The following is a 24,615-nucleotide window of genomic DNA, read 5'->3' on the forward strand; positions in this document are numbered from 1 at the left end:
ATCCCTCCCGTGACACTTCACAGACGATGAGGGTGAGACCTTGGCTGATGCTGTCGACATCCTGCGCACGGCGATGGGGGCTTTCGGTCCGTGACTACCGGAGGCGTCGTTCGTCGCGCTCGACCAGGGTGGTCGATTATTGGGCGTCATCGAGAGATGGCATCTCATTCATCGGGTTCGTCGGCGTTGCCGCCGACAGCCTTCGCGGCTCCTCTGCCGCGGGGGCCAGCCCCGTGGATGAGTGAGGGTTCGTGAAATGGTCGGTGATCACGGCCTCGGGCAGTCGAGCGTGCAGTACGCACCTAGTGTCCTGAGTCGGAAGTTTCTGGTTGGTCGTTGGTGTGGTTGAGGATGGTGCAGTAGGCCGCGAGGGTGGAGAGGATTTGGTCGGCGGTCTTGGTCCAGATGAAGGGTTTGGGATCGGCGTTCCACTGGTTGATCCAGGCTTGGATGTCGGCTTTCAGTTCGGTGACTGACCGGTGTGCCGAACCGTGGAGTTTCCGGCAGGTCAACTCGGCGAACCAGCGCTCGACCAGGTTCAACCACGACGAGTAGGTCGGGGTGAAGTGCAGATGGAACCGGGGGTGGCGCAGCAGCCACGTGTGGACCTTCTGGGTCTTGTGAGTGGCGTAGTTGTCCAGGACCAGGTGCAGGTCCAAGTCCTGGGGCACGGCCTTGTCGATGGTGGTCAGGAAACCGATGAACTGGGCAGCGGTGTGCCGGGCGTGGTGCTCTGCGATCACCGAACCCGAGGCGATGTCCAGGGCGGCGAACAGGCTCGTGGTGCCATGACGCACATCATCGTGGGAGGCCTTGGCCGGGCTGGTCGGCAGCACCGGAAGGATCGGGGCGGTCCGGTTCAGGGCCTGGATCTGGGTTTTCTCATCGACCGCCAGCACCAGGGCGTCAGCCGGCGGGTCCATGTACAGGCCGACCACGTCTCGGACCTTGTCGACGAACTCGGGATCGGTCGACAGTTTCCATGAGTCGATCGCCTGGGGTTTCAGTCCGAAAGCTCTCCAGACTCGCGCCACCGTCGACTGGCTCATCCCGGCGGCCCGGGCGGCGCTGCGGGTCGACCAGGCCCGGTCCCCGTTCGCCGGCTTGGAGTGCAAGGTCCTCTCGACCAGGGCCTGGACAGCCTCGTCGGTGACAGCACGCGGCCGCCCGGGACGGGGCGCGTCCTCCAGACCGTCAAGCCGGTCGGCGGCGAAGCGGGACCGCCACTTGCTCACCGTGGTCCGCGAGCAACCCACCAGCTCGGCCACCCGCCCGATCGTGGCCCCACCGTCGAGTTCCAGAATGATCCGGGCCCGCCGCGCCCGCCAGTCCGCCAGGGTTCGCCCGCGTGTCCAGCTTTCCAGAACAGCGCGTTCCTCGTCGCTCAGGTGCACGGGCTCAGTTCTGGGACTCGGCATGGCCGGAGTCTACCAAAATCGACCAGGAACTTCTGACTCATAACACTAGAGGTGGGGTCGGCTCAGTCAGCATTATCGCCGGGAAAAATGTCTCTCCGCGGTACTGTCCGAACCCATGGCCATTTGTTCAGACCCGCGACACCCGCCAACCAATATCGCGATGAATCCCGCACATCACTCGTTACTAAAGGCTCATTTTTCGGGGCAGAATAGGAAAGCGTCCTCACCCTTCCCCGAACTCTGTACTTGATGAGAAGCCGCCACTTAACCGTGTCTCCAGATGTCCGCGAAACAACCATTAGAGGTTGTTCTGAACCTGATTCGACTGTCAGTATATGATGTTCGAAGTATGGGCGCTTTGTCCATGTCATAGATCCATCATCAACCACCTCAACAGGACAATTATCCGCGCCTTGAGACAAATCAATCCCCACCCACACCACGTCCACTGCTCCTGCTGGTGGAGACGCAGCAATCACCGAGAACGTATTGGTGCTTCGATTCAGAATCTCGGCCTCTATCGACTCAATGAACACTGGATGGGACGTTCTGGAATAGATCGAGAGTTGATCTTTACGGTTACCGATCGGCACTCCACCGTTGTCAATCAGCCAGTCTCGTATTGAAGAGGAGTCACATGTACCACGTGGCGCATCGGTCTCATTGAGGTTTTCGCACACACCCAGCGTCCAGACACTCTTCGAACCAATATCTCTTGGTCCTACCATCAAAGGGTGGCCATACTTATCCCGTAAAACTCCTACAAGTGGACTAAACAACCTGGCCAGAGCTGCACCCAATGACCCGATAATCGCTGATGGGATTGCGCCTACAAACATGGCGGTCTGCTCCCTCTCTTTCGTGAGAAACTGACTCATGTGAGTTTTCGAGGTTCTCCCATGACCTTCTAAACTGGTCCAGGTGCAGGAGGTTTAGTGCCGATCTTGAGCTCATCGGCCGCCCTCCAAAGGCAGTTCCGCCAACCTCTCCGCAATGACCACTGTGTCGACGGAGACACGGGTGATGCGTTTGATGAGGTCGATTACGTAGCGGGGGTCGTGGTGTTCAGTGGCCCACTGGTTGGGGTCGTTGATGATGCCGGATGCCTTGTCGGTCTTGACCTGGTAGCGGTCGATGATCCACTCCAGTGCAGATCGTGAGCCGAGCATGTACTCATTGGTGGCGGCGGGGATGTCGTCGAGGGTGAGGTGCTGGTTGTAGATGAGGGACTTCTTGGTGGTCTTGTCCTTCCAGCGCATCTTCTGGACCCGGTAGAGCTCGGGGCCGGTGGTGGTGTCGCTGAGGTGTTCTGTCAGCGGGTAGGGCTCGACGGTCTCGTAGCCGATGTGGAGGTCGGCCAGTTTTCGGCCGGCCTCTACGAATGCGTCGAAGTCGTGTCGGGAGCTCGCCAGCGGAATCCGGGGCAGCATGCGTTTCAGGTCTGCGGCGAATGTGGCCCGGTATTGCTGGGAGTGGAGGACGGCGTAGACGTAGAAGAAGATGTCGTCCTTGGACACCTGGAGCCCGAACGCATCCCGGTAGGCCTTCAGGGCCTGGTCGGTGATGTTGTCGACCCGCCGGTACCCGTACTTGTCGACAGCCTCGTCTGACGCAGGCAGAGCACTCTGGTCTCCCGATTCGGCCCGCTCATAGGTCCAGCGAGGGAAGAACTGGCCGTTACTTGAGCCCCACATGGCCAGATCTGGAAGGCAGCTCGTGGCGATCAACGCAAACGGCTTGTCTGATCCTGGGCCGACGATATAGAAGCCGATGTTGTCGTGTGCGGGAGTGGGGAAGTACGCAGCGTTCTTGCCGGGTCGATGATTGAAGACGGGGTCAAAGTAGGCTGCTTGCTTTGTGAACGGTCTGTAGATGCTCGTTCGTATTGAGTCTTTGCGGAACTCTCTCAATTCTCCGCGGAGCGCACGGGGAACGAGACTGGATGACCAGCTGATCTTGGTGGGATCGCGATCGAGGTTCTGCTCTTCACTTGCGGAGTTTGAGGCCTGTTGGTTGTAGTAGTCGATCATGCGGGACATGTTCGCCTCGACGGCCTTGCGACTGAAGTTGTAGCACCACGCATCACGGTTGGTCTGCACTCCGGCTGAGTGGCTGGCGAATATGGCTAGTGGTTCATCGGCGATCGGCGTGAAGGTCTGGAAGGTGGGGTTGCGCTGGTTGAGCCAGTCGCCGTCGTCGTTGGGTGTGATGGTGGTCCAGGTGGTGGTGTCGAGGGTGGCGTCGGTGATGTCGTCTAGTTTGTCCTCTCGGGACTGGTAGTCCGGCACCCCGTGGTAGTGGATCTGGCAGCCGGTCTGGTGGGGGTTCTTGGCAGCCACAAGGACTGCCACACCGGTCCGAGAGCCCGGGCCGAAAACCTTGCCACCCTCCTGGCGTGAGCGTTCGCCGGCGGTGCGCTGGTTTCCTCGCAGGTTGTAGACCCAGATGTCGGAGAACTCTGTCTGGAAGGTTGTGCGGATCCCGTCGGCGGTGTTGCCATCCAGCCAGCCGTTGTTGGTCACGAACGCGACCACCCCTTGGTCGCCGAGGCGGTCGGTGGCCCACCGGAACGCCCGGATGTAGGAGTCGTACAGATTGTTCTTGTTCGTCGCGGTGGACTGGGCCGCATACGTCGCGGCGATCCGCCCGTCGAGGGTCGGATACGACAGGTTGGCGTTGTTGTCGTTGGCCGAGGTCTGCCCGGCACTGTAGGGCGGGTTCCCGATGATGACCTTGATCGGGGCCGCCAACTGCGCCTCGATCCGCTGGTTGTTGACCGGGATGAGACTCGTGTCGGACCGGTCACCGTCCTCGGTGATCTGGAACGTGTCGGTCAGGGTGGCCCCAGGGAACGGCACATAGTCCACCGGGTGGTCCGGCTGCTGCTCGCCGACCAGGGCCTGGTAGGTGGTCTCAATGTTGACTGCGGCGATGTAGTAGGCCAGCAGCATGTACTCATTGGCCCACAGTTCGCCGGTGTACTTGCGCGCCAGGTCCGCCGGGGCGATGATGCCCGACTGCAACAGCCGCACGATGAACGTGCCGGTCCCGGTGAACGGGTCCTGGACGTGGACACCGGCATCGGTGATGCCGTAGCCGAACTGGTCACGGCACACCTGGTCGGCGGCCCGCAGGATGAAGTCGACGATCGGCACCGGGGTGTAGACCACCCCCAGGGAGGATGCCTGGGCGGGGAAGGCCTTGCGGAAGAACTGCTCGTAGAGCTGATGGATGACACTCTGGCGGCCCTCCGGCGTGCGGATCTGGGCGGCACGACGTCGCACCGAGTCGTAGAACCGGTCCAGCTGCGCGGTCTCGGCGCTCAATCCGTAACCGGCCAGGGCGGCGGCCATCCGTCCCATCGTGATCGAGACCGGATTGCGCTCGGCGAACGAGCCGGCGGGGAACAGGGCGTCGAAGACGGGCCGGGTGATCAGGTGCTGGGAGATCATGTCGACAGCCTGAGCGGCATCGATCGAGTCGTTGAGATTGTCGCGCAGCCCGTCCAGGAACACGTCGAACTGGCCGGCGACCGGCGCACCGTCCCGGCGGGCGGCGGCGATGATGCCCGTGATGCGGCGGACCTGGGTGGCGTGAATGTCCACCACATCGCCGGCCCACGACTCCCAGTACTCCCGCTGGCCGCACTTCTTGACGATGCGGCCCAGAATCGAGTTGCGCCACAGGTCCGAACCCACCAGCAGCGACTGGGATCCCGCATACGGGTTCACCGGCGTCTGCCCGTCGGCCCCGGACCGGGTGTCATCGTCGTGCCGGTCGTCGTGGGAGGTGAACACGTCGATGGAGACCCTGCCGCCGGTGCTGTGGTCCAGGTCGATGGTGTTGATCATCGCCTCGAACCGGTCATCATGGGCCCGCAAGGCGTTCAGGACATCCCAGACGACCCGGAAGCGTTTGTTGTCCCGCAGAGCAACCTCCGGTTCTTCACTGGCGTCGATCGCCACTGGCAGGATGACGTAGCCGTAGTCCTTGCCCGGTGCTTTGCGCATCACCCGCCCCACCGACTGGACGACGTCGACCAGCGAGTTGCGCGGCGACAGGAACAACACGGCATCCAGGGCCGGCACGTCCACACCCTCGGCCAGGCACCGGGCATTGGACAGAATCCGGCACTCCCCCTCCGGGACAGGGGCCTTGAGCCAGGCGAGCTCCTCGCCTCGGGCCAGCGCGTTCATGGTGCCGTCGACGTGGTGGGCGTCGACCTGCAACACGGCATCATCGCTGATGGCCTGGTCGACGACCTGGGGCAGCGCGCCGACGAAGGCCTTGGAGGCCTTGATGTTGGCGGCGAACGCCACGGCCCGCTGCATCGGTGTCGGATGGTCGCCGAAGTCGTGGTCGGTGGTGCGTTTGGCCAGCCCGTTCCAGCAACCCACGATCTTCGCCGCATCGTCGAGGCTGATCTCATGGCCCTCACCGGCCAGGGAGGCCTGCATGTCCGGGTCGATGGCGTCGTTGGCCACCGCCAGGATCATCACCTTGTAGTCCGACAGCAGGCCGCGCTCCACAGCTTGGCCGAAGCCCAGGCGGTGGAACACCGGCCCGAACGTCGCCTCGTCATCCATCGACGTCAACACCGCCGCGGCATCGTCGGCCTTCTTCTTCACATCGGTGCCATAAATCCGGGGGGTCGCGGTCATGTAGAGCCGCTTGACCGCTGGCAGATAGGCGTTGTCGTGGACCTTGATGAACGCCGACTCGCTCGTGTCACCGGCCAGGGTGACCCCGGTGGTGCGATGGGCCTCGTCGCACAGGATCAGGTCGAAGGGCGCCGCACCCGACTGCTTCTGCGCCCGGGCCACCACATCAATGGACTGGTATGTCGAGAAGATCACCGTCATCTGCCGGCCCCGGCGCCCGCCGGCGGCCATCTCGGCGACCAGCCGGTCCGGATCGGTGGTGGGCAGTGGAATGTCGTGGACCGTGATGTCCTCGGCCTGACGGCTGGCCTTGGTGTCGGAACACACCACCAGCGGACGGATCGGGGTCTGGGACTGGGCCAGCCACTCCCGCAGACTCTGGGAGACCAGCGAGATCGACGGCGCCAGGAACAACACCTTCAGATGCCCCTCGTTCTCAGCGCAGCGCCGCTCGGCCAGCTTCAACGACGTGAACGTCTTACCCGTCCCGCACGCCGAGATCCACTGCCCCCGATCATGGGAGGCAAACCCGGCCTGGATGGCGTCGATCGCCTCCTTCTGATGGGGACGCATCCCGAACCGGACAGCCTTGCGCGCCGTGAACCCCAACGGGTCATCGGAGTGGAACATCCAGTCCACCCGCGACTCGGCGATATCGGCCATCCCGATCCGCTGCACCGGAACACTCTGATGACGCAGCGCCTCCTCGGCGTTACGGGACCACCGGTCCGTGGTCGAGATGATGATCCGGTTGTCGAAGACCACCCCGTCCCAGGAACGGCCCGAAGCCGTGAAGAACGAATCAATATCGGCCTTCTGCAACCGATGACGCGGGTCGTAGAACTTGCACTGGATCGCCGCCCACCGACCCGACTCACGCTCGCGCGCCACCAGATCGATCCCCGTGTCATGGGTGCCCTCATTGTGGGGCCACTCCGGCCACCTCCACACCTCGTCATAGGTCGCCGCCAGAGTCGCGTCCTTGGAGAAGTAGTCAGCCATCAACTCCTCGAACCGGGTCCCCCTCACCACCGCCGACGGCTCAGTGCGGTACTCCTCGATCACATCCTGGATCGTCCTGACCTTCGCCACCAGCGTTTCCCTTCCGCCCCGACTGGGCCACAGCGTATCGGCACCGCATCGGTCCAGTGCCGCTGACGCCCGCGCTCATGACTGAGCGTGGTGAGATCCATCAGCCTTACGTGGCCACCAACTCAGCTTCGATCCATGGCGCAACATTGACGTAATCCACTGCGAACTCAGCATAGATGGTCGTAATGTAAGTCGTGTCCACAGTGAGCGTTTTCTCGGTTTCATCGCTGCACAAGACGGGTTTGATGTCTGGGGGAACAGCCGCGCACTTGGGAACTCTCGACGTCCGAAGTCGGGGGTGAATGGGGGTGCAGGGTCGAATCTGAAATATGGGAACAAGCCGGTCTGGATAGGATTCGTATCTTACCGATACTGGCACGCTGAGAATAGGAGAATCGCAATGGGTAATGAACTGAATATCGGAACTCGACGGATTGGAATGATCGAGGGCTTTAATCCAGGGACGCCAAGTATACCCGCTGCACTCGAACGTTCTGACCGGGGCATTATTGCCACGGTTACTTGGTCAAGTAGCGATGATCTCTTTGCATCGTGGTTTCTTCGCGACAGCGAGATCGAGACCATTACACCGCGCTTGGAGGATTCCCCGGTTTCACGGGAGCTTATTTTTAAGGATTCCCGTGGCTCTGTCATGCTTGTTGGATGCTATGCGAATGGATTCACTATCAGCATTGACGGTTCTGGTAGTGGAAATCTGTGGGCTTCCGCTGCAATCATGGGCCCGCGCAAGAATATTGAATTCGACAAGCCTCATGGGATTCGGACTGACATTTCTGGTCTGAGGGCATGGCTGGGGAAATCGTCATGGCAGTACCTGCCTCGCGACGGTGATCGGCCGAATGGAGCCACGATTGGTACGTGCGAAGTGCCGGATATCGAGATTGGTGAACTTGGCGGAGTTCGGATCTCGCTGAGTTTTGGACGTTCCATCGAGGCTAAGGAGGACGGGGATTTAACGGTACTCGCTGACTACTCGCGCTGTGTGACTCGTAGTCAGGAGCCATTGGCATGGGATGTGCACATGGGCTTTCATCGTGCCATGCGTGATCTCTTGCTGCTTTCGCGATGGGAAGTGGAGTCGTGCCGGGAGGCGTCCGCCCTTCGATGTGACGACCCACTCATCATCGGAAATGGAGAGCGGCGAGGGGAAAACTGGCGGAAGGTTGTGGTTCCAGATGAAGTGGTACGGGCTGCAGCCACGGGATATCGACCGCATCTATTCAAATACAGTGATTTTCACAGCGCCGGTCTGATGAAGTGGATTCGATTGCGTGACGAGTTCGCGCGAGCCCTTGATCCCGTCATCAGTAGCATTCAACTGATGAGTGTGAGTCCCAATGCTCTTCTTGCTCAAACGGGTCCGGGTCTTGAGGCGCTCGGGTACCTGCTGATGTTACGCGATGGTGTATCGAACGCAAAAGCAGAAAAGGAACCGTTGAGGCGCAAGCTGGAACGGATCGTGCAGGATTTAGGTGATTGTCTGCCATTTTCTAGTGAAGAATGGACGGATTTGACCTGCAGTGCCTATAATTCCCTGAAGCACGCGAACCGCAAGGCGCCTGATCCAGTCAATGTCATGAATTCTTGGAGAGAGTGTGTACTTGTCGTCAGAGCCTGGGTGGGCGTTGAACTTGGGATCCCACTTGATGTGATGAAAGAGCGCCTGTCCTGTGATCCCCAGAAGAATCCCTATAAGGGAGTCTCGTGAATGTCGCAGAGAATAAGGCAGGTCTCCAACTGGTCTGATAATCCAGAAAGGGCGGATCTGTCCTGTTGTAGGTGGAGTTCCTTCGCTGCACCAGAGTTCTCTCAATCTCGGGGGCGGTGGTACTTGGAAGTTCCCGTCTCCATCGGTGCTAGCCTCGATTTTTCATGGGTGGCTGCTGGGTGGGGGTTCGGCGGCTGTGTCGTCGAACTGAGCATTGATTCTGGCATGCGGGTGTGACGGTTCGCCGCATGTCGCTGCGGGGGTCGGGCTGTCCGGGCCGTGGGGTTCTTTCAGATGGTGGGCGGTCAAGGTGCATACCGGGGGCTATCCCGCGGGGGCGGGCAGGCCCCGCAGCACGCCGACTGCGGCGACCACGGTGTCGACCCATGGTTGGCGATCCGAGACGTGCAGGATGACGCGCCGGCCGCTCCGGGCGAGGGTGGCGGGGATGGCGAACAGGCGATGGCGCAGCTTCTTGGGCTCCCACCGCCGGGCCTGGGCCTGGGGGTGGGCCAGGAGTCCCATCCAGGCGAGCAGATCACAGGCCAGGGCGACGATCTGGCACCAGATCCGGTTGGCCCCGAACCCGTGGAGCGGGAGGTTGACCAGCCCGGTGTCCTTCGCATTGCGAATCCGGTCCTCGCAGCGGGCCCGGCGGCGATGCCGAACCTCCAGATCGGCCAACTGACCTGTCTTCGTGTTCGTGGCGAAGGCGGTCAACCGGTATCCGTCCACATCATCGAAGCGCAACTGGGCGCCGGGATGAGGTCGTTCCCGCCGCACGATGACCCGCATCCCGGCCGGCCATCCGTCCAGGTCCAGCAGCCCGGTGAACTCGGCCACATCAGCGCCGTCACGGACCTCGCCGTTGCTGTTGTAGGCCGGTGTCCACACCGACTCGGGGATCATGGCGTACAGCTCGGGAGTCTCGGCGGGCAGGGTGAACCCGACTGAGTAGGAGACCCGCCGGCGGACCAGTTCGGCGAGAGTCTGGTGGGTCGATCCGGCGCCGTCGATGCGGATCAGGACCCGCCTGCCGGGCCGCCCGCCCACTCCGGCCTGGTCCAGGGCCGCCCGGATCACTGTGGTGTGGTCGGCGGCCGTATTCGATCCGGCATTCCCGGGGCGCAGCATGATCACCGCACACTCCCCGGATCCCTGGGCGCCGTGGTCGATGAACGCGCACAACGGATGATGGCCGTACCCCTTCTTGAACGTGGGCGCGGCCTGCTCCTTCTCGCTGTGGGCGGTCACCAGGGTCGCATCCACATCGATGACCAACGGATCCGCCGGGCTGATCCCCGCATCCGGCGCGTGATCACCGCCCAGAGCCCACACCCGGGCCCGGGCCGTCTTCCGGGCTCTCGAGATGGCCTTCTCCGCGGCATCGGCATCGGCGCCCAGCAGCCCGATCAGCCGTGAGACCGTGGGATCGGAGGCCACCGGGCCATAGACCCCGGGCTCGGCACGCAACTCGGCCAGGTCGGACAGACAGTCACCGCCCACAGCCAGGGACAGGGCCAGATCGCACAGGATCTTGCCCGGGTCATGGACGGTCAACGGTGTGGCCCACCGGGCCAGGGCCCTGCTCAGTTCCCGGTCCAACCCGGAGGCGCGGATCGTCTCGACCAGCAGCACCCCACCGGCCTGACCCGCTGCGGCCACGGGCGCGGCATCGAGATCGCGTCTCTTATGGTGGTGTCAAATCTGTGGTGATCGCTGGGGCGCTCGACCAGCGGGTCTGAGACGTTGAGGGGTCACCGCGGTACCCGTCTCTATCAACGACCAAGAATCTAGAAAGAAGCCACCGCGATGACCCAGAACCAGTCTGCCCTGTCAACCCTGCTCACGGAACTCCTCGACGATCCTGACATGGCCCACGACCAAGTCTTCCGTCGCCTGTTGCAGGCCGGCCTGCAGGACCTGATCGACGCCGAGGCCACCGCCAAGATCGGTGCCGGTCGCTACGAACGCAGCTCCGCCCGAACGACCAGGCGTAACGGGTCCCGATCCAAGACCCTGGAGACCCCGGCCGGCGAGGTGAACCTGGAGATCCCCAAACTGCGTCAGGGATCGTTCTTCCCGGCCCTGCTCCACCCCCGCCGCCGGGTCGACAAGGCCCTTTACGCCGTGGTCGCCCAAGCCTGGGTCGACGGGGTCTCCACCCGCAAGGTCGACCAGTTGATGCACGCCCTGGGCAACGAGTCGGGGATCTCGAAGGCCACAGTCTCCCGAGTGTGTGCCGACATCGATCAGACCGTCACCGAGTTCCTCACTCGCCCACTGGACCACACCTGGTTCCCCTACCTGTACCTGGATGCCACCTTCCTCGACGTGCGCCTGCACGGCCGCGTGGTCTCTCAGGCCGTGGTGGTGGCCACCGGGGTCTCGGGGCAGGGACGCCGCGAGATCCTGGGCATGAGCGTGGGGGACACCGAGTCCACCGACTTCTGGACACAGTTCTTGCGCAGCCTGCGCGACCGGGGTCTCAAGGTTTCCACCGAGACCGATCCCCTCGGTGTCGTGCTGGTCACCTCGGATGCCCACGGCGGCATCCGTAATGCGGTCAAGGCCATCCTGCCCGGCGCCGGCTGGCAACGATGCCGAGTGCACTTCGCCCGCAATGTGACCCAGAAGCTCGGCAGTAGAGCGGCCAAGCCGGTCAACGCCCTGATCTCGGCGGTCTTCGCCCAGACCACCCCGCACGCGCTGAAGGCCCAGTACCGCCAAGTCGCCGAATCGTTGGCCGGCCCGTTCCCCGAGATCGCAAAGATGATGGATGCCGCGGAGCCCGACCTGACCGCGTTCACCGGGTTCCCGCCCGAGCACTGGGTCAAGATCTGGTCCAACAATCCGATCGAACGGCTCAACCGGGAGATCAAACGCCGCTCCGACGTGGTCCAGATCTTCCCCGACCGTGAATCGGTCACCCGGCTGGTAGGAGCCGTGCTCCAGGAGCAGCACGAGGAATGGCAGTACGGGGAACGCCGCTACCTCTCCGAGACCTCCATGCGCCGCCTCGTCGACGCCCTCAACAACACCGATGAGCCCCAGCCTCACGCTCTGCCCCTGACCGCCTGATCAAAGAACACCACCTCATGAGACTTGACCGGCATCGACATGAACACCCGGATACGACCCGGTAGCCTTCACCTTGGGAGTGCTCCTCGACCTTGACGGATTCGGACTCTAGACAAGCCCTATCCTGCCAAGTCAGGAGCACTTTCGCCTACCCGGCGACCACACCTCCGGCACTCACCGATGAAACGCCGAGGCTAGGCGTAGGCGTGCTCAAGCCCTCGATGGCTGGTGCATCAGCATGTTGTTCCATCATCGGATGAGATCATGGAGCAACTGATGGAGGCTTGTTTGCAGGTTTCGGACTCTGATGGCTCGCATCGTGTGCGGGCTGTGATCCACTGATTCGAATGCTCGACCTCCGCCAGGCTGGGGGAGCACACCTCGTCGTAGCCGGTTTTTCCTGTGGCCTTCAGCCAGTCGTTCACGTCGGCCCACACCCATATGGGTCCGGTTGTCGACCAGTCGAACTCGATGGGGAAGGCCTGGCTTCCTGACGTCTGCTTCGTCCACTTCGTGACCGCCGGTCGCGAGACGCCGCTTCGAGCTGCGATCTCTGAGCTGGAGACCAGGTCGAGGCGAAGTCGAGACGCCGTGACGCCCAACGACTGAAGGTTGCCCAAGGCTGTCCGTACGGCGTCGGTGCAGCTCTCGCTGGTCTCGTCGACATGGGCGAACTGGAGGCGGCCCGTCTGCGACCAGTCGATGCCCTCGGCGGCCAGGTGATCGGTGGTGGCGTCGTCGATGGGGTCGATGATGAACGTGAGTTCGTATGTCCGCATGGCCTGCTCCTGGTTCATTGGTTGCGCAGTCCGCAAGTCTCATCCAGTTAATAGCAGTTAACCGTGAATGTCAACGGTGCGCCGAACGGCCTCCGGACGGCGTCGATAGACTGCGACCAGTTATGTCACACACGGATGCTCGCGGTCGCCGCGGGGGCCACACCACCCAGCCGGCGCCTGATCCGCAGCTCCGCCACGCTGCCTGGCAGGCGGCCCTGCCCACCATCGCGTTCCTGCTCTTCGTCTCTTTGCTCCGGTCGCCGATCACCGCCGTCCCGCCGCTGCTGGGACGAATGGCCGCCGACCTCGGCATGAACTCCAGCGCGATGGGCGCCCTCACCTCCGTGCCGGTGCTGTGCTTCGGCGCCCTGACGCCGATCGCCTCCCTGGTCCTGCGACGTCTGGACCTCAACTCCTCGGTGCTCTGGGCGCTGGCTGTCATCATGGCCGGATCCGTGCTGCGCTCCGCCGGTTCGGTGTGGGCGGCCTTCGCCGGCACCGCGGTCATCGCAGCCGGCATGACGCTGGGCAATCTCATCGCCCCGATGGTCATCGCGCGCAGCTTCCGCAGTCGCACGGCCCTGATGACCAGCTCGTACTCCGCCTCGGTCAACGTCGCGGTCACGCTGTCCACCGCCCTCGCCGCACCGCTGGCACTGCTCATCGGCTGGCAGGGATCCACCGCTGCCTGGGCCCTGGTCCCCGGGGTGATCGCCGGATTCGTGTGGTGGAAGGTCTTCCCGCCCCAGCGTCGCCGGGATCGGGACGCCGTCCCTCCCGGCACCGTCTCCTCACCCGGCACCAAGGCACGCCCCGGCAGGGACGCCCGGCGCAAGCCGTCCGTCTCGATCGTCGCCTGGCCGCTCGCCTGGATCATGGCCGCCGCCTTCGCGGCCCACAATCTCGCCTACTACTCGACGGTCACCTGGCTTCCCACCGCCCTGCGCGAGGTCGCCAGACTGGGGGAGTCCGGCGCCGGGCTGGCCTCCAGCGTCTTCCAGATCACCGCGGTCGCCGGGCCGCTGATGGTGCCGCTGGCCCTGAACCGGATGGGATGGTCCATGCGGCGCGTCATGATCATCGTGTGCGCGTGCTGGCTGGCGCTGCCCTTCGGGATGATGACGCTCCCCTCGCTGTGGCTGGTCTGGTGCATCCTCGGCGGGATCGCCCAGGGAGCCTTCTTCAGCGCCCTGTTCACGATCGTCATCCAGCGCAGCCGCACCCCCGACGAAAGCCGACGTCTCACCGCCCTCATCCAGACCACCGGATACATCGTCGCCTCCCTGGGGCCGATCCTGGTGGGACGCGTGCACGACCAGTTCGGCGGATGGACGCTGCCCTTCGCCGTCATCGGCGCAGCCACCGTCATCCTCACGGTGTGCGCGATGATCGCTGTCGGCGACACCTCACGGCCCGCCGTCTCCCCTGACGATCGCCCCACCGAGGTGTGACCCGGCGTCCCCTTGATGCGCGCCTCCGGCTGGGTACCGTGGCTGAAACTCAGACCGGAGGTCACCATGTATGACAGCCATCGTGAGACAGTCCCCACCAGCGGCGCGACGTTCGCGGCCCCGCCGGCGCCCGAACCCCTCGCACCCGACCCTGCGGTGCCGGACCCGGTAGTGCCCGATCCCGTGGAACCACCGTCGCCCTTCCCCGCTCCCGGTCCGATCGATCCGCCCTCCCCGCCCGGTCCGCAGCCGCCCACCGAGCCGCCGGGTCGTCCCGAGCCGGTGCGTCCCCCCACGCCGGCACCGCCGGACCCGGTCCATCCGGCGCCCTGGCCGCCCGAACCTCTCCCGGCGCCGCCCTCGCCACCCGGTCCGCCCTCCCCGCCGGGCACTCCATTCCCGCCCGCCCCTCCGATCCCGATGTGACGGCGCGCTGCGGTCCTGCCACGGGCCCGCAACGGTCGCGCCACGGCCCCCGCCGGGTGGTGCTGGGAGTGGCAAATAGTGTGGGGCCATGAGCTCTCGTGCCACCCCACGCCCCTGCATCCCTGCCACCGTCGAGGACTGGGAGCGCGCCATCCCCGGACTGCTCACCCGTGCCGTCCGACTTCTCGTGCCGCTGGACCACTCCAACCCGGCCGATCCGCGCACGATCGAGGTCTTTGCCCGGGTGGTGGCCACCCCTGACGGCACCCGGCGTCCCTTCCTGCTCTTCCTCCAGGGCGGCCCCGGCTGCGAGTCTCCGCGCCCGACCCTGTCGGACCCCGGCTTCCCGGGCTGGCTGTCCCGCGCCCTCGAGGACTACCAGCTGGTCCTGCTGGACCAGCGCGGCACCGGGCTGTCCTCCCCGGTCTCCGAGCCGGTCGGCTCCCCGGCCGACCAGGCCGAGTACCTCACCCACCTGAGGGCCGACGAGATCGTCGAGGACTGCGAGGACCTGCGTCGTCACCTCGGCGTCGAGCGCTGGGCGGTGCTGGGCCAGTCCTTCGGCGGGTTCACCATGCTGCGCTACCTGTCGGTGCACTCGGAGTCGATGAGCGCCGGCTACTTCACCGGCGGGCTGTCGGCGGTCGGACGCCACGCCGACGAGGTGTACCGGACCACCTACGCCACGATGGCCACCAAGTCCGAGCAGTACTACGCCCGGTTCCCCGGCGACCGCGACCGGATCCGCGAGCTCCTCGAGCTGGCGGCCGACGGCGGCGTGTGCACCCCGAACGGCGACCTCGTCTCGCCCTCCCGGGTCCGCTCTCTCGGCCATCTGCTCGGGGCCTCCGGCGGTGCGGGCCAGCTGCACTACCTGCTGGAGCGCGAGCCCAGTTCTCGCGCCTTCCGCTACGACCTCGCCGAGATGCTGCCCTTCGGCGGCCGCAACGCCCTCTACGCGGTGATCCATGAGTCCTCCTACGCTGACGGGTGCACCACCGCCTGGTCTGCGGCACGGACTCTGCCCGAGTCCTTCGAGCAGGATCCGACCCTGCTCACCGGCGAGCACCTGCTGCCCGGATGGTTCGACGAGGACTCCTCCCTGAGGCCGTGGAAGGAGACCGCCGAGATCGTCGCCAATCACCCCTGGCCCACCCTCTACGACGCCGACGCCCTGGCCGCCTCCCAGGTGCCCTGCGCGGCCGCCGTCTACTTCAACGACGCCTACGTGCCCCTCCAGTTCTCGATGGAGACCGCCGCGCTCATCCCGGGAATGCACCCCTGGGTGACCAGCCAGTACGAGCACAACGGGTCCAACGCCTCCGGAGGCGCGGTCCTCGACCGGCTCATCACGTTGGCGCGCGGCGATATCGCGCGGTGAGACGGGAGGACGCCGGGAACCAGGCTGTCGGAGGAGAGTCGGAGGAGTGAGGGTGAGGCCATGATCAGAACCCAGCAGGATCTCGACGAGGCCCTCGGCCGCGGCGAGTCGGTGCTGGACGTCGACTCCGGCCCCGAGGAGGAGCTGCGGCTGCCGCGCGGGGCCGGGTCGCTGTTCAGCGCGGTCACCGTCCATCTCCACGGGCGCTCGCGGATGGCGATCAGCGACGCGATGGTGATGGCCCACGACGAGTCGACGGTGATCAGCGGACCCGACGGGGTGGTCACCGCCGACGGGTCGGCCACCGTCCTGGGATCCGGCGTCGTCAACGCCTCGGGTCGGGCCCATGTGGTGGCCAGGGGATCGGCCTCGGTGACCGCCTGGGGGCATGCCCGCCTGGAGCTCGCCGACGCAGCGACCGCCCGGGTCAGCGGTGAGGCGAGCGTGCTGGCCGGTGACGACTCCCGCGTCTGGGCCGGCGGACTGGCCCAGGTGCAGCTGGGTGATGAGGCGATGTGCCTGGTCACCGGGATGGCTCCCGACGGCGGCGTCGGCATCGTCACCCCCGACGCCGTCACCCCGGGTCGGGAGGGGCAGGTCCACCGGGCCGACGGGAGTCTGTCCACCCTCAAGGACCCGACCACCTGGTGCCAGATGTTCCACGTCGCGATCGACGGCGGGATCGCCACGGTGTTCAAGGCCGTCGACACCTTCTGGACCACCGCCTGGGCGGTCCGCCAGAAGATCTTCTACACCCCCGGAACCTGTCCGACGGCCCCCGACTGGGAGGACGCCGACACCGGCGGGGGACTGCATTTCTCACCCACCGCGTTCCAGGCCCGCCAGGTGGTGCGCTCCTGCACCCATGTGGTGTCCTGCGGGGTGCGGGTCGACGAGCTGCGACCCCTCACCGACGACGTCTGCAAGGCGCCCAGGGTGGTGCGGGCCTGCCAGAAGGTCGACGACTGAGGGTGCCGGGCGGGTCGGGCTGGGAGAATGGCCGCATGGAGCCACTGCCCGCACGCGACGCGATCACCCCCGAGGTGCTGGCCCGATGGGCCCATGACGGTCAGCGCAGGGACACCCCGGCCGGCCCCGGCGCCTACATCGACCATCCCCACCGGGTGGTCGAGCTGCTGGTGGCCGGCGGGGTCGCCGACCCCGAGGTGCTGGCCGCGGGATGGCTCCACGACACCGTCGAGGACCAGCCCGGCAGGCTGGTCCTGGCCGGAGCGGCACTGGATCATGGATCTGATGACGGGGCTGCGGGGCCCGGGGCCGGGGTCGTGGAGCCGGTGGATGACGCGGCCCTGCGCGACCGGGCCCTGGCCGTTCTCGCCGATCTCTTCGGGCCAACGGTCGCCCGGATCGTGGCCGAGGTGACCAATCCGCTGCCGTCGTCATCGGCGTCGGCGGGATCTCTGCCGTCGGTGGCATCTGGCGCGGCCTCGGCGGCGTCGTCGACGTCGACGCAGGGTAGTCCCGACGTGCTCTATCTGGAGCATCTTCGCCAGATGTGCGCCCACGGCTCCCCGGCGGCGGTCTCGGTGAAGATCTGCGACCATCTCGACAACACCCGCGATCTCGACCCGGTCCCCGCAGACCCGCGGGACCCGGCCCGGCTGGCCCGGCTGAGACGCAAGTACGCGGCCGCCCGCCCGATCCTCCGGTCGGCGTCGAGCCTGCTGGCCCCGCGCTGGCAGGCTTCGGCACTGTCCCGCGACCTCACCCAGGGGCGGTGACTCCTCAGAATTCCAGCAGCGCCCGGTTCAGCACCTGCGCGGCCAGATCCATCGGTATCCGTTCCTGCTCCAGACGCAGCCCGCGCCGTTCCAGGTCCAGGAAGACCTCCCGCTCCTCATCGGTGAGCCCGGACACCCCGTGCGCCTGGCCCGGTTCGGGCACCGCCAGTTCCTCGAATCGACTCACGAGGGCCCGGGTCATCAGCACCGATCTCGTCTGCGGCAGCCGGGCGCGGCAGCGCGACAGGATGGCGAAACCATGGGTGTCCAGATCTCCCCAGTAGAGGATCGGCGAGTCGCGGATCCAGTGAACCCGGTCGAGCTGGACGACGGCGTACCCGCGGCCGTGCACCGCGATCACCCCCGGAACAGGCGGCAGAGCGGCGAGAGTCGTGAGATTCTCCACGATGAGGACCACTCGTGGAGACACCACGAGCCTGTCCAGCTCGTCGACCCCGGTAGTCAGATCGTGGAGAGTCGTCCCCGAGACCGAGACATCGAGCACCCTGATGCGGAATCGTTGGGGTTCGCTGGCCAGTCCGATCCCCTCCTGACCCGTGATCGCCAGGATCAATCGCTCGACCAGACCGCGGTGCTTCTCCAACCATTTGGTGTCGATTCCGTGGACGGCCACCTGGCGCGGGAGGAGGCCGGAGTCCGGGTGGTCGATGAGCCAGTCGGCCATCGCCATCAGCCGTTCGACATCGGCGTCGTCGAGGCCGGCGATGTCATCGACCAGGTGGGGCAGCGAGTCGGCGAGACTGCTCGACTCGGGCCAGCGCGAGGTGACGATCCCGGCCAGCTGGCGGCACCGCGCCCAGGCCGACTGCTGTCCGGCGAGGCCGGCGATCCCCTCGGCCGAGGTGACGCGCACCCTCAGCGGCAGTCGCTGAGAGCCCCAACTCGGCCAGCTGCGCACCGCCCACTCCAGGGCCGCACCCTCCGGTGGGTGCCACTGATGCCACGACCGTCGCCACGCCGCCAGGGCATCCGGGTCTGCCAGCGCCTCCTGCTCGGTGGGCAACCCCAGCGGGAAGGAGACGTCGACGTCGGGATCGCTGATCCAGACGCGATGGTTGCGACGGTACTTGGTCGCCGCCCAGCGTCGCAGCTCTGGCAGGGTCCTCACAGCAGCGGAGCCTGCACGTCGTCGCGCTCCTCGCCTGCGACCTCGTCCCCGTCGGACTGCGCCCCCGGGTCCTGGAACTGGCTGACCATGATCCGCGACGGGCGGCCCGGTTCATTCTGGAACAGGATGATCCCGCCGACGTAGTCCTCCAGGGTCTGCAGCATCTTCATCGGGGTGGCCAGGAGCAGCTGGAAACCGAAGTCGCGGAACACCTCGAGTCCGGCCCGGGTGAACTCCGGGTCGGTCTTGTCGAAGGCCTCGTCGAGCGCCACCACCCCGTAGCCGGGCAGCGTCGCCCCATCACGGGCCAGCTGGTAGCGCAGGGCGGCGGCCAGGCAGAAGGTCACGAACTTCTGCCGCTCCCCGCCGGAGCGACCACCGGCGTCCTCGTAGAAGTCCACCGGGCGGGACTCGGCGTCGAGCACCTCGGCGCGGAACTCCACATGGATGCGGGTGTCGAGGCACAGCTCCCGCCACCGGCGGTCCACCAGCTCCTGGGAGCGCAGCCGGGCCATCAGCCGCTGGATGCGCAGGAACCGCTCCTCCGCACCCTGGCGGGCCTGCGGGTCGTCCCCCGCCTCCATCACGTCGGAGACGCTGTCGGTGGTGATCTGCTGGAGTTCGCGCAGGAAGTCGCGCACCTCCGGAAGGCTGCGGTCGCAGACCCGCACCTGCAGATGGCGGCCCCGCGCGTACTCGGTGCGCATCAGCGACTCGTTGATGGGGTCGATCCGGTTGCGGACCTCCCGCCGCGAGATGCGGATCCTGTTCGCCAGGGCGGTGATGTTGTTGCGCGACTGGCTCTGCAGCAGGTCGAAGAAGCGCGCCTCGAACTCCGGCAGCCGGTCGGCGCGCAGCTGCTCCAGCTGGCGCAGGTACTCCGGCAGGTAGTCGACGCCGTCCTGAAGGTCGGCGGCGCGCTGGGGCCAGGTCTCCTTGAACCGTCTCATCCGGTTCTCCGCGAGTTTGATCTGGCGGTCCCGGTCGGACTGTGTGGTGCGCTGGTCCTCGCTGATCTGAGTGGTCGTGGAGCGGTGGAGGGTCTCGAGATCCTCGAGATCGAGCCGGTCGTCGCGGTCGCTGCGGGGCTGGCGGGGACTACTGATCCTGGCCTCCAGAGCCTCTCGGACCTTCTCGGGGACGTCTTCTGCCCGTCTCAGCGCGGCCGTCCAGCGCTCCCGTCTGGTGGTCAGGGAGGTCATCTCGTCGTGGCGCACGCGTGCGTCCACCTGCAACTGCTGGGTCTCGGATCTGGCTGCGCTCTCGGCCTCCTGGAGGCCCGGAAGCTCGCTCTCGGCGAGGGCGAGCTTCCGGTTGCCGGCCCTCAGCTGCCTCAACTGGGTCTCGACCGAGTCGATGTCGGCCCGGGCGCGGTCGACATCGAGGTCCTCGGGACGCGTCCGGATCAGTTCGGTGAGATTCGTGCGCAAGGAGTGCCTGTGCCTGATCCGCTCGTCGAGCGCGTCGGCAGCCTCGATCGCCGTCTCCAGCACTGCCCGTGCCTGGTCCAGGGCTCGCGCCAGGGCATCGTGCTTGGCGGCGGTGGAGGAGCCCAGCAGCCATCGGGTGCGATCGGAGACCTTCCAGCGGTCGTCCTTCTCATGGCGGGTGCGCGAGTGCTTGACCTGTCCGGCGCGGGTGAGGCCGCGATCCAGGCGGGAGAACTCGGAGACGTCGTCGACGCACCGGTAGTCGTACCGGCGGGCGAGAGTCTCGGTGAGCCAGCCGGCAAACGGCGAGGAGGCCAGCACGGTCACCTTGCCCGGCAGCGTCCCCGGTCGGGTCGGGCTCGCGCCGCTGCTGGTGCTCGCTGGAGTGGAGGGAGCCGGGGAGCCGGGACGGACGCGCTCCCAGACCAGCCGCGTCCCCCAGCTGCGGCGGTCCACGGCGGCCGCGACCCGCGAGGAGATCTCATCGGGGACCAGCAGGGTGCGGGCCAGGGGACGCAGCACCCGTTCGATGGCACCCTGCCACTGCGCCTGGTCGGGGAGGACGTCGATGAGCTCGCCGGCGAACGGCAACTCGTCGGTGGTCACTCCCAGCTCGTCGGCCAGCGCGGTCCGGGCCAGCAGCAGGGCCGCCTCCATGTTGGAGTGCTGCGACTCGAGGGCGCGCAGGTCGGTGCTCAGCGTGTCGACGGCGTCCTTGGCCTTGACCCGGTGCTCCAGGACCGAGTAGTTCGCATCCCGCTCCCGGCTGTCCTCCTCGTCGAGACCGCGCAGCCGGGCGGTGAGATCGTCCTGCCAGCCCGGCCACCCGGCGGGGGAGTCGGGCAGGGTCAGATCGCACTGCGCCGCCCGGTCCTCGGCATCGACCAGGGCGTGCCGGCAGCGCTCCAGAATGTCCTGGTAGCTGCTGCGCTGGCGCTCGAGATCGGGAATGCGGTGGCCGCCCAGACCGGCGATCCGTGCCTGGCACTGCTCTCTGGCCGCGGTGGCGTCGCGTTCCCGGCGTTCGGCGGCGGTGATCTCGACGCTCAGCGACTTCAGGATGGTCTGGCATGCAGCGATGAGCGTGTCGGCGATCTCCGCGCGGTGCCGGGTGAAGAAGGTCTCGGCATGGTGCTGCTCGGCCTCGAGCAGGTCCAGACTCTCCACCGCCCGGTGATAGGCGGTGGAGATGGCCTCCAGGGGTTCGAGGGCGGCGACCTGTTCGCGGGCGTCGACCACCGCCCGGTGGGCCCCGGAGAGTTCCTCGAACTGTTCGACGGCCGCGTCGGCGAGACCGAAGGTGTCGGGTTCGTCGAGCATGAAGTCGCGCAGGAGGGTGTTGAGACTGCCCAGGTTCTTGGCGGACTGGGTCTTGTGGAGGAGCCGCTGGGCCCGGTCGGATGCCAGGCCGAGCTTGCGCTGGAGTCTGCTGGCGAAGCCGCTGTACTGCCTGTTCGTCCACCATCCCGGGTGGGCCGCCTTGATGCCGCGCGAGTCGATGCCGTTCTCCACCAGCGGTCTCAGGGACTGAAGATCGACCCTCTGATCGGCGTCGACGTACAGATTGCTGACATCTGCGGGGCTGGAGGCCTGCTGGGTGGCGTGCATCAGCCTCAGCAGGGAGACGGTGCGCCCGTCGGCGTCGTCGAAGGTCAGCGCGATCCCGCTCCAGGTGGCGCCGGTCCGCAGATAGGTGGTGGTGACCTGGCCGGTCGACTCGTCGACGTCGCGCCGGTGCGCACCGCGCACATAGCTGAGGATGTCTCGCGAGCGGTCTCCCTGGCCGCTCTGCTGGGCGGCCGCGTTGAAGGCCAGCCACCGGGGCTGCACCATGATGGCCGCGATGGCGTCCAGCAGGGAGGACTTGCCCGAACCCGAGGCGCCGGTGATGAGGACTCCCTTGCGCGGCACGGTGATGTCCCGGTAGCCCTCGAAGGTGCCCCAGTTCACCAGCTGGATGCGGGTCAGCCGGAACTGGCCGGGGTGCTCGGGCCCCCTCACCGCTCGACCCCCTCGTCCTCGCCGGTCTCGTCGGCGTCGTTCCCGTCTGTGTCATGCCCGGGGCGAGCGGTGTCGCCGGACGTAGCGGCGGGGGATGCGGGGTTGGCGAGACGGTCGATGGCCTGTCGCACGGTGGAGACCTCGTTGGCGTCGAAGATCAGCGCCAGTACCGGGGAGATCTCGAAACGCTCCTCCTCCGCTGTCGACAGCAGGACCGAGTTGGACTTGAACCGCTCCACGGCGGTACTGACCCGCCGGTCGAACATCGCCTCGTCGGTGAAGGTGGCGGGCCGGTACACCGACATCGCGTCGTCGATCTCCGCCCGGTCGATGAAGGCCCGGGAGTCCTGGGTCTCCGCGCGCAGCAGGGTGTCGCGCAGCAGCAGCACCAGACAGGTGTCCAGCAGACTCAGGGGGGTGGAGCGGGTCACCTTCGGCAGATCGTCGGAATGGCGGGCGTCGGCATTGCGGATGAAGGCGACACCCCGGTCGGTGTCGACCGTCAGGCACAGGAAGAGATCGGACAGCCGCGAGGCCAGGATCTCCTGGTCGCGGATCACGACCGGCCACAGCTTCGGGTGCCGCTCACGATGGACGTAGGGGCCGCGCAGCAGCTGGAGCAGAGCACGGCGGGTCGGCTCCGCGAGCACCCCTGTGTCGCCCGGGAACAGGCTGGATGGCCGGGAGGCGACGTCGGCAGACCCGCCGGCGGCAGGTCCCGCGGGGGCCAGGGGCGACTCAGAAGGCAGGGACATGGCTGCTCCACTCCGTGGGGACCATCGAGATGATGTACCGGGGGACGGTCATCGCACGCACCGCCTCCGACGAGGTCTGCCAGCTCAGCGCCTCGGTCTGCCGACTCCGGGTGCAGCCGCCCGGGCCGCGGCACAGACCCTCTGCGAGCACGAGCAGACCCACCACACTGGCCAGGCCCTGGTGGCAGGGGAACCGCTCCAGGACATCGGCCAGCGAGAACACGCTCAGCTCGCGGGCGGTGGCCGCCATCGCCCGACGCAGCTCGTCGAAGTCGATCTCTGAGGCTCGGACCTGCTCGCGCAGGGCCGCCAGATCCAGCTCTCCCGGGGGGACCTCGGTGACCGGGGCGACCGTGCGGCTGTCATCGGGGTTGTTGAGCCTCCATGCGGCGATCGTCGAGATGGCCAGGGAGGTCGCCGGGAGGTGGTAGCCGGTGGAGGCGGTGGGACGGTGCGTGGCGGTGAGGGAGGCCAGGTGAGCCCGGGCGGTGGCCACCATGGTCGCCAGCCGGCGGTACTCGCGGTACTCGTGGGTCTCCACGAACCGGTGCAGGCTGCGCGACAGGCCGGTCATGACGCGGCGGATCTCCTCGGCGTCGTCCTGGAGCACGCCCAGAAGACGACGGAGGAACTCGCGGTCGCGGACCGGCAGGTCGCGGGCCCAGGGCCGGTCGAGAATCTCGTCGACCGACTCGTCGAGAGCCGCGGAGGCCTCGGCATGGTTGAGCAGGTCGTGGAAGGCGGTGAAGGTGCGGCCGGCGTCCGAGCGCTCGATGAGGTCGACGCCGGCGAAGACCTCGTCCAGGACGTCGCCCCTCGTCCCGGTGCTCGAGATGATCTGCTGGCGCAGGTCGTGGTTGAGGAGCTCGAGGTCGGCGGAGACCTTCGTGAAGTCGGCCGGGATCTGGCCGGCGAGTCGCACGATCTCGGCCAGCCTCTCGCGTGCGGTGTCGTCGTCCAGGACGGTGAACCGGCCGTCCTCGGCGCGCGCGATCTCGGCGTCGATCGCGTCCCGCTGGGCCTTCAGGTCCGCGATCCGATCCTCCCGGGAGGGGTTGGCCGCGCGCGCCAGGCGCTCCAGCAGAGTGGTGACGGTGGCCAGCCGCGAGGACGTCACGGTGGACTGGGGATTCTCCAGACGCCGCAGGAAGTCCAGGGCATCCAGGGCGGAGGAGGACAGCCGAACGGTCTCCAGACGCGCCTGTCCGGACTGGCGGACCAGCAGACCCTGGCCGATCCAACCGGTGAGATAGGCCTGGGCGGTCTGGGGTGCGTCGACCCCCATGTCGCGCAGCTGGTCGAGGGCGTCGTCGGCCCGTTCGAGGAACTCGGCGACATCCATGGTCACCGGCGGGTTGTCCAGGATCGTGCCGAGGACCGCCGCGGTGACAGGCAGGAGATCGGCGCGCAGCAGGGTCATCGCCGGGCTGTCGGCGACCAGGCGGCGCAGCCCCTGGGTCACGGCTGCCACCGATCCCGTCATGGGGTCACGCTCCTTCGCCGGGGGCACGGACTGGTTCCCGACAGGGCGCCGGTCGGG

Annotated in this window: 15 protein-coding genes; 6 read left to right on the forward strand and 9 right to left on the reverse strand. The window is 66.4% G+C overall.

Translation table 11 applies throughout. From position 1 onward, the window contains the following. Positions 1-302 precede the first annotated feature (302 nt). From FEZ32_RS06080 to FEZ32_RS06090, 3 genes are all read right to left on the reverse strand, one after another. Positions 303-1,418: an IS630 family transposase gene (locus tag FEZ32_RS06080; protein WP_138680206.1), complete on the reverse strand. Its 1,116-nt coding sequence runs from the start codon at positions 1,416-1,418 to the stop codon at positions 303-305. Between the two features lie 62 nt (positions 1,419-1,480). After that, on the reverse strand, positions 1,481-2,296 hold the full coding sequence (locus FEZ32_RS06085; RefSeq protein ID WP_138680207.1) for a hypothetical protein: 816 nt from the start codon (positions 2,294-2,296) through the stop codon (positions 1,481-1,483). 72 nt (positions 2,297-2,368) lie between these two features. Next, on the reverse strand, positions 2,369-7,171 hold the full coding sequence (locus FEZ32_RS06090; RefSeq protein ID WP_138680208.1) for a DEAD/DEAH box helicase: 4,803 nt from the start codon (positions 7,169-7,171) through the stop codon (positions 2,369-2,371). A 400-nt stretch (positions 7,172-7,571) separates the two neighbouring features. Here FEZ32_RS06090 and FEZ32_RS06095 point away from each other — a divergent pair, with 400 nt between their 5' ends. Then, entirely contained in the window at positions 7,572-8,900 is a 1,329-nt protein-coding gene (locus FEZ32_RS06095; RefSeq protein ID WP_138680209.1) for an ApeA N-terminal domain 1-containing protein, read from the forward strand. Between the two features lie 324 nt (positions 8,901-9,224). Here the strand turns inward: FEZ32_RS06095 and FEZ32_RS06100 are convergent, their stop codons facing one another. Continuing rightward, entirely contained in the window at positions 9,225-10,565 is a 1,341-nt protein-coding gene (locus tag FEZ32_RS06100) for an IS1380 family transposase (protein ID WP_138680210.1), read from the reverse strand. A 147-nt stretch (positions 10,566-10,712) separates the two neighbouring features. On the opposite strand from FEZ32_RS06100, the gene FEZ32_RS06105 reads away from it, so the two are divergent. Continuing rightward, a complete protein-coding gene (locus FEZ32_RS06105) occupies positions 10,713-11,981 on the forward strand; it encodes an IS256 family transposase (RefSeq protein WP_138680211.1) in 1,269 nt (422 codons plus the stop codon). Positions 11,982-12,214: 233 nt separating this feature from the next. Here FEZ32_RS06105 and FEZ32_RS06110 read toward each other — a convergent pair whose 3' ends face one another. Then, the gene (locus tag FEZ32_RS06110; protein WP_138680212.1) at positions 12,215-12,760 is read right to left on the reverse strand and encodes a hypothetical protein; all 546 of its coding nucleotides are present in this window, start codon (positions 12,758-12,760) and stop codon (positions 12,215-12,217) included. 122 nt (positions 12,761-12,882) lie between these two features. On the opposite strand from FEZ32_RS06110, the gene FEZ32_RS06115 reads away from it, so the two are divergent. From FEZ32_RS06115 to FEZ32_RS06130, 4 genes are all read left to right on the forward strand, one after another. Continuing rightward, the gene (locus FEZ32_RS06115; protein ID WP_138680213.1) at positions 12,883-14,211 is read left to right on the forward strand and encodes an MFS transporter; all 1,329 of its coding nucleotides are present in this window, start codon (positions 12,883-12,885) and stop codon (positions 14,209-14,211) included. A gap of 514 nt (positions 14,212-14,725) precedes the next feature. Further along, positions 14,726-16,018, forward strand: coding sequence for an alpha/beta fold hydrolase (locus tag FEZ32_RS06120; protein WP_138680214.1), 1,293 nt, complete (start codon positions 14,726-14,728; stop codon positions 16,016-16,018). Between the two features lie 60 nt (positions 16,019-16,078). Further along, entirely contained in the window at positions 16,079-16,987 is a 909-nt protein-coding gene (locus FEZ32_RS06125; protein WP_138680215.1) for a hypothetical protein, read from the forward strand. 35 nt (positions 16,988-17,022) lie between these two features. After that, positions 17,023-17,760 carry an HD domain-containing protein gene (locus FEZ32_RS06130; RefSeq protein WP_138680216.1) on the forward strand — a complete coding sequence of 246 codons (738 nt, stop codon included), beginning with the start codon at positions 17,023-17,025 and terminating at the stop codon, positions 17,758-17,760. 4 nt (positions 17,761-17,764) lie between these two features. Here the strand turns inward: FEZ32_RS06130 and FEZ32_RS06135 are convergent, their stop codons facing one another. The 4 genes from FEZ32_RS06135 to FEZ32_RS06150 are packed head-to-tail and all read right to left on the reverse strand — an operon-like array spanning position 17,765 to position 24,558. Beyond that, positions 17,765-18,889 carry a Wadjet anti-phage system protein JetD domain-containing protein gene (locus FEZ32_RS06135; protein WP_138680217.1) on the reverse strand — a complete coding sequence of 375 codons (1,125 nt, stop codon included), beginning with the start codon at positions 18,887-18,889 and terminating at the stop codon, positions 17,765-17,767. Continuing rightward, entirely contained in the window at positions 18,886-22,320 is a 3,435-nt protein-coding gene (locus FEZ32_RS06140) for an ATP-binding protein (protein ID WP_138680218.1), read from the reverse strand. The genes FEZ32_RS06135 and FEZ32_RS06140 overlap by 4 nt, the downstream gene beginning before the upstream one ends. Beyond that, positions 22,317-23,075 carry a DUF4194 domain-containing protein gene (locus FEZ32_RS06145; protein WP_138680219.1) on the reverse strand — a complete coding sequence of 253 codons (759 nt, stop codon included), beginning with the start codon at positions 23,073-23,075 and terminating at the stop codon, positions 22,317-22,319. The genes FEZ32_RS06140 and FEZ32_RS06145 overlap by 4 nt, the downstream gene beginning before the upstream one ends. Beyond that, the gene (locus tag FEZ32_RS06150; RefSeq protein WP_175415742.1) at positions 23,059-24,558 is read right to left on the reverse strand and encodes a DUF3375 domain-containing protein; all 1,500 of its coding nucleotides are present in this window, start codon (positions 24,556-24,558) and stop codon (positions 23,059-23,061) included. Before FEZ32_RS06150 ends, FEZ32_RS06145 begins: the two co-directional genes overlap by 17 nt. Positions 24,559-24,615: the final 57 nt, after the last annotated feature.

This window comes from Acidipropionibacterium jensenii, assembly GCF_005890135.1.
GTDB lineage: Bacteria > Actinomycetota > Actinomycetes > Propionibacteriales > Propionibacteriaceae > Acidipropionibacterium > Acidipropionibacterium jensenii.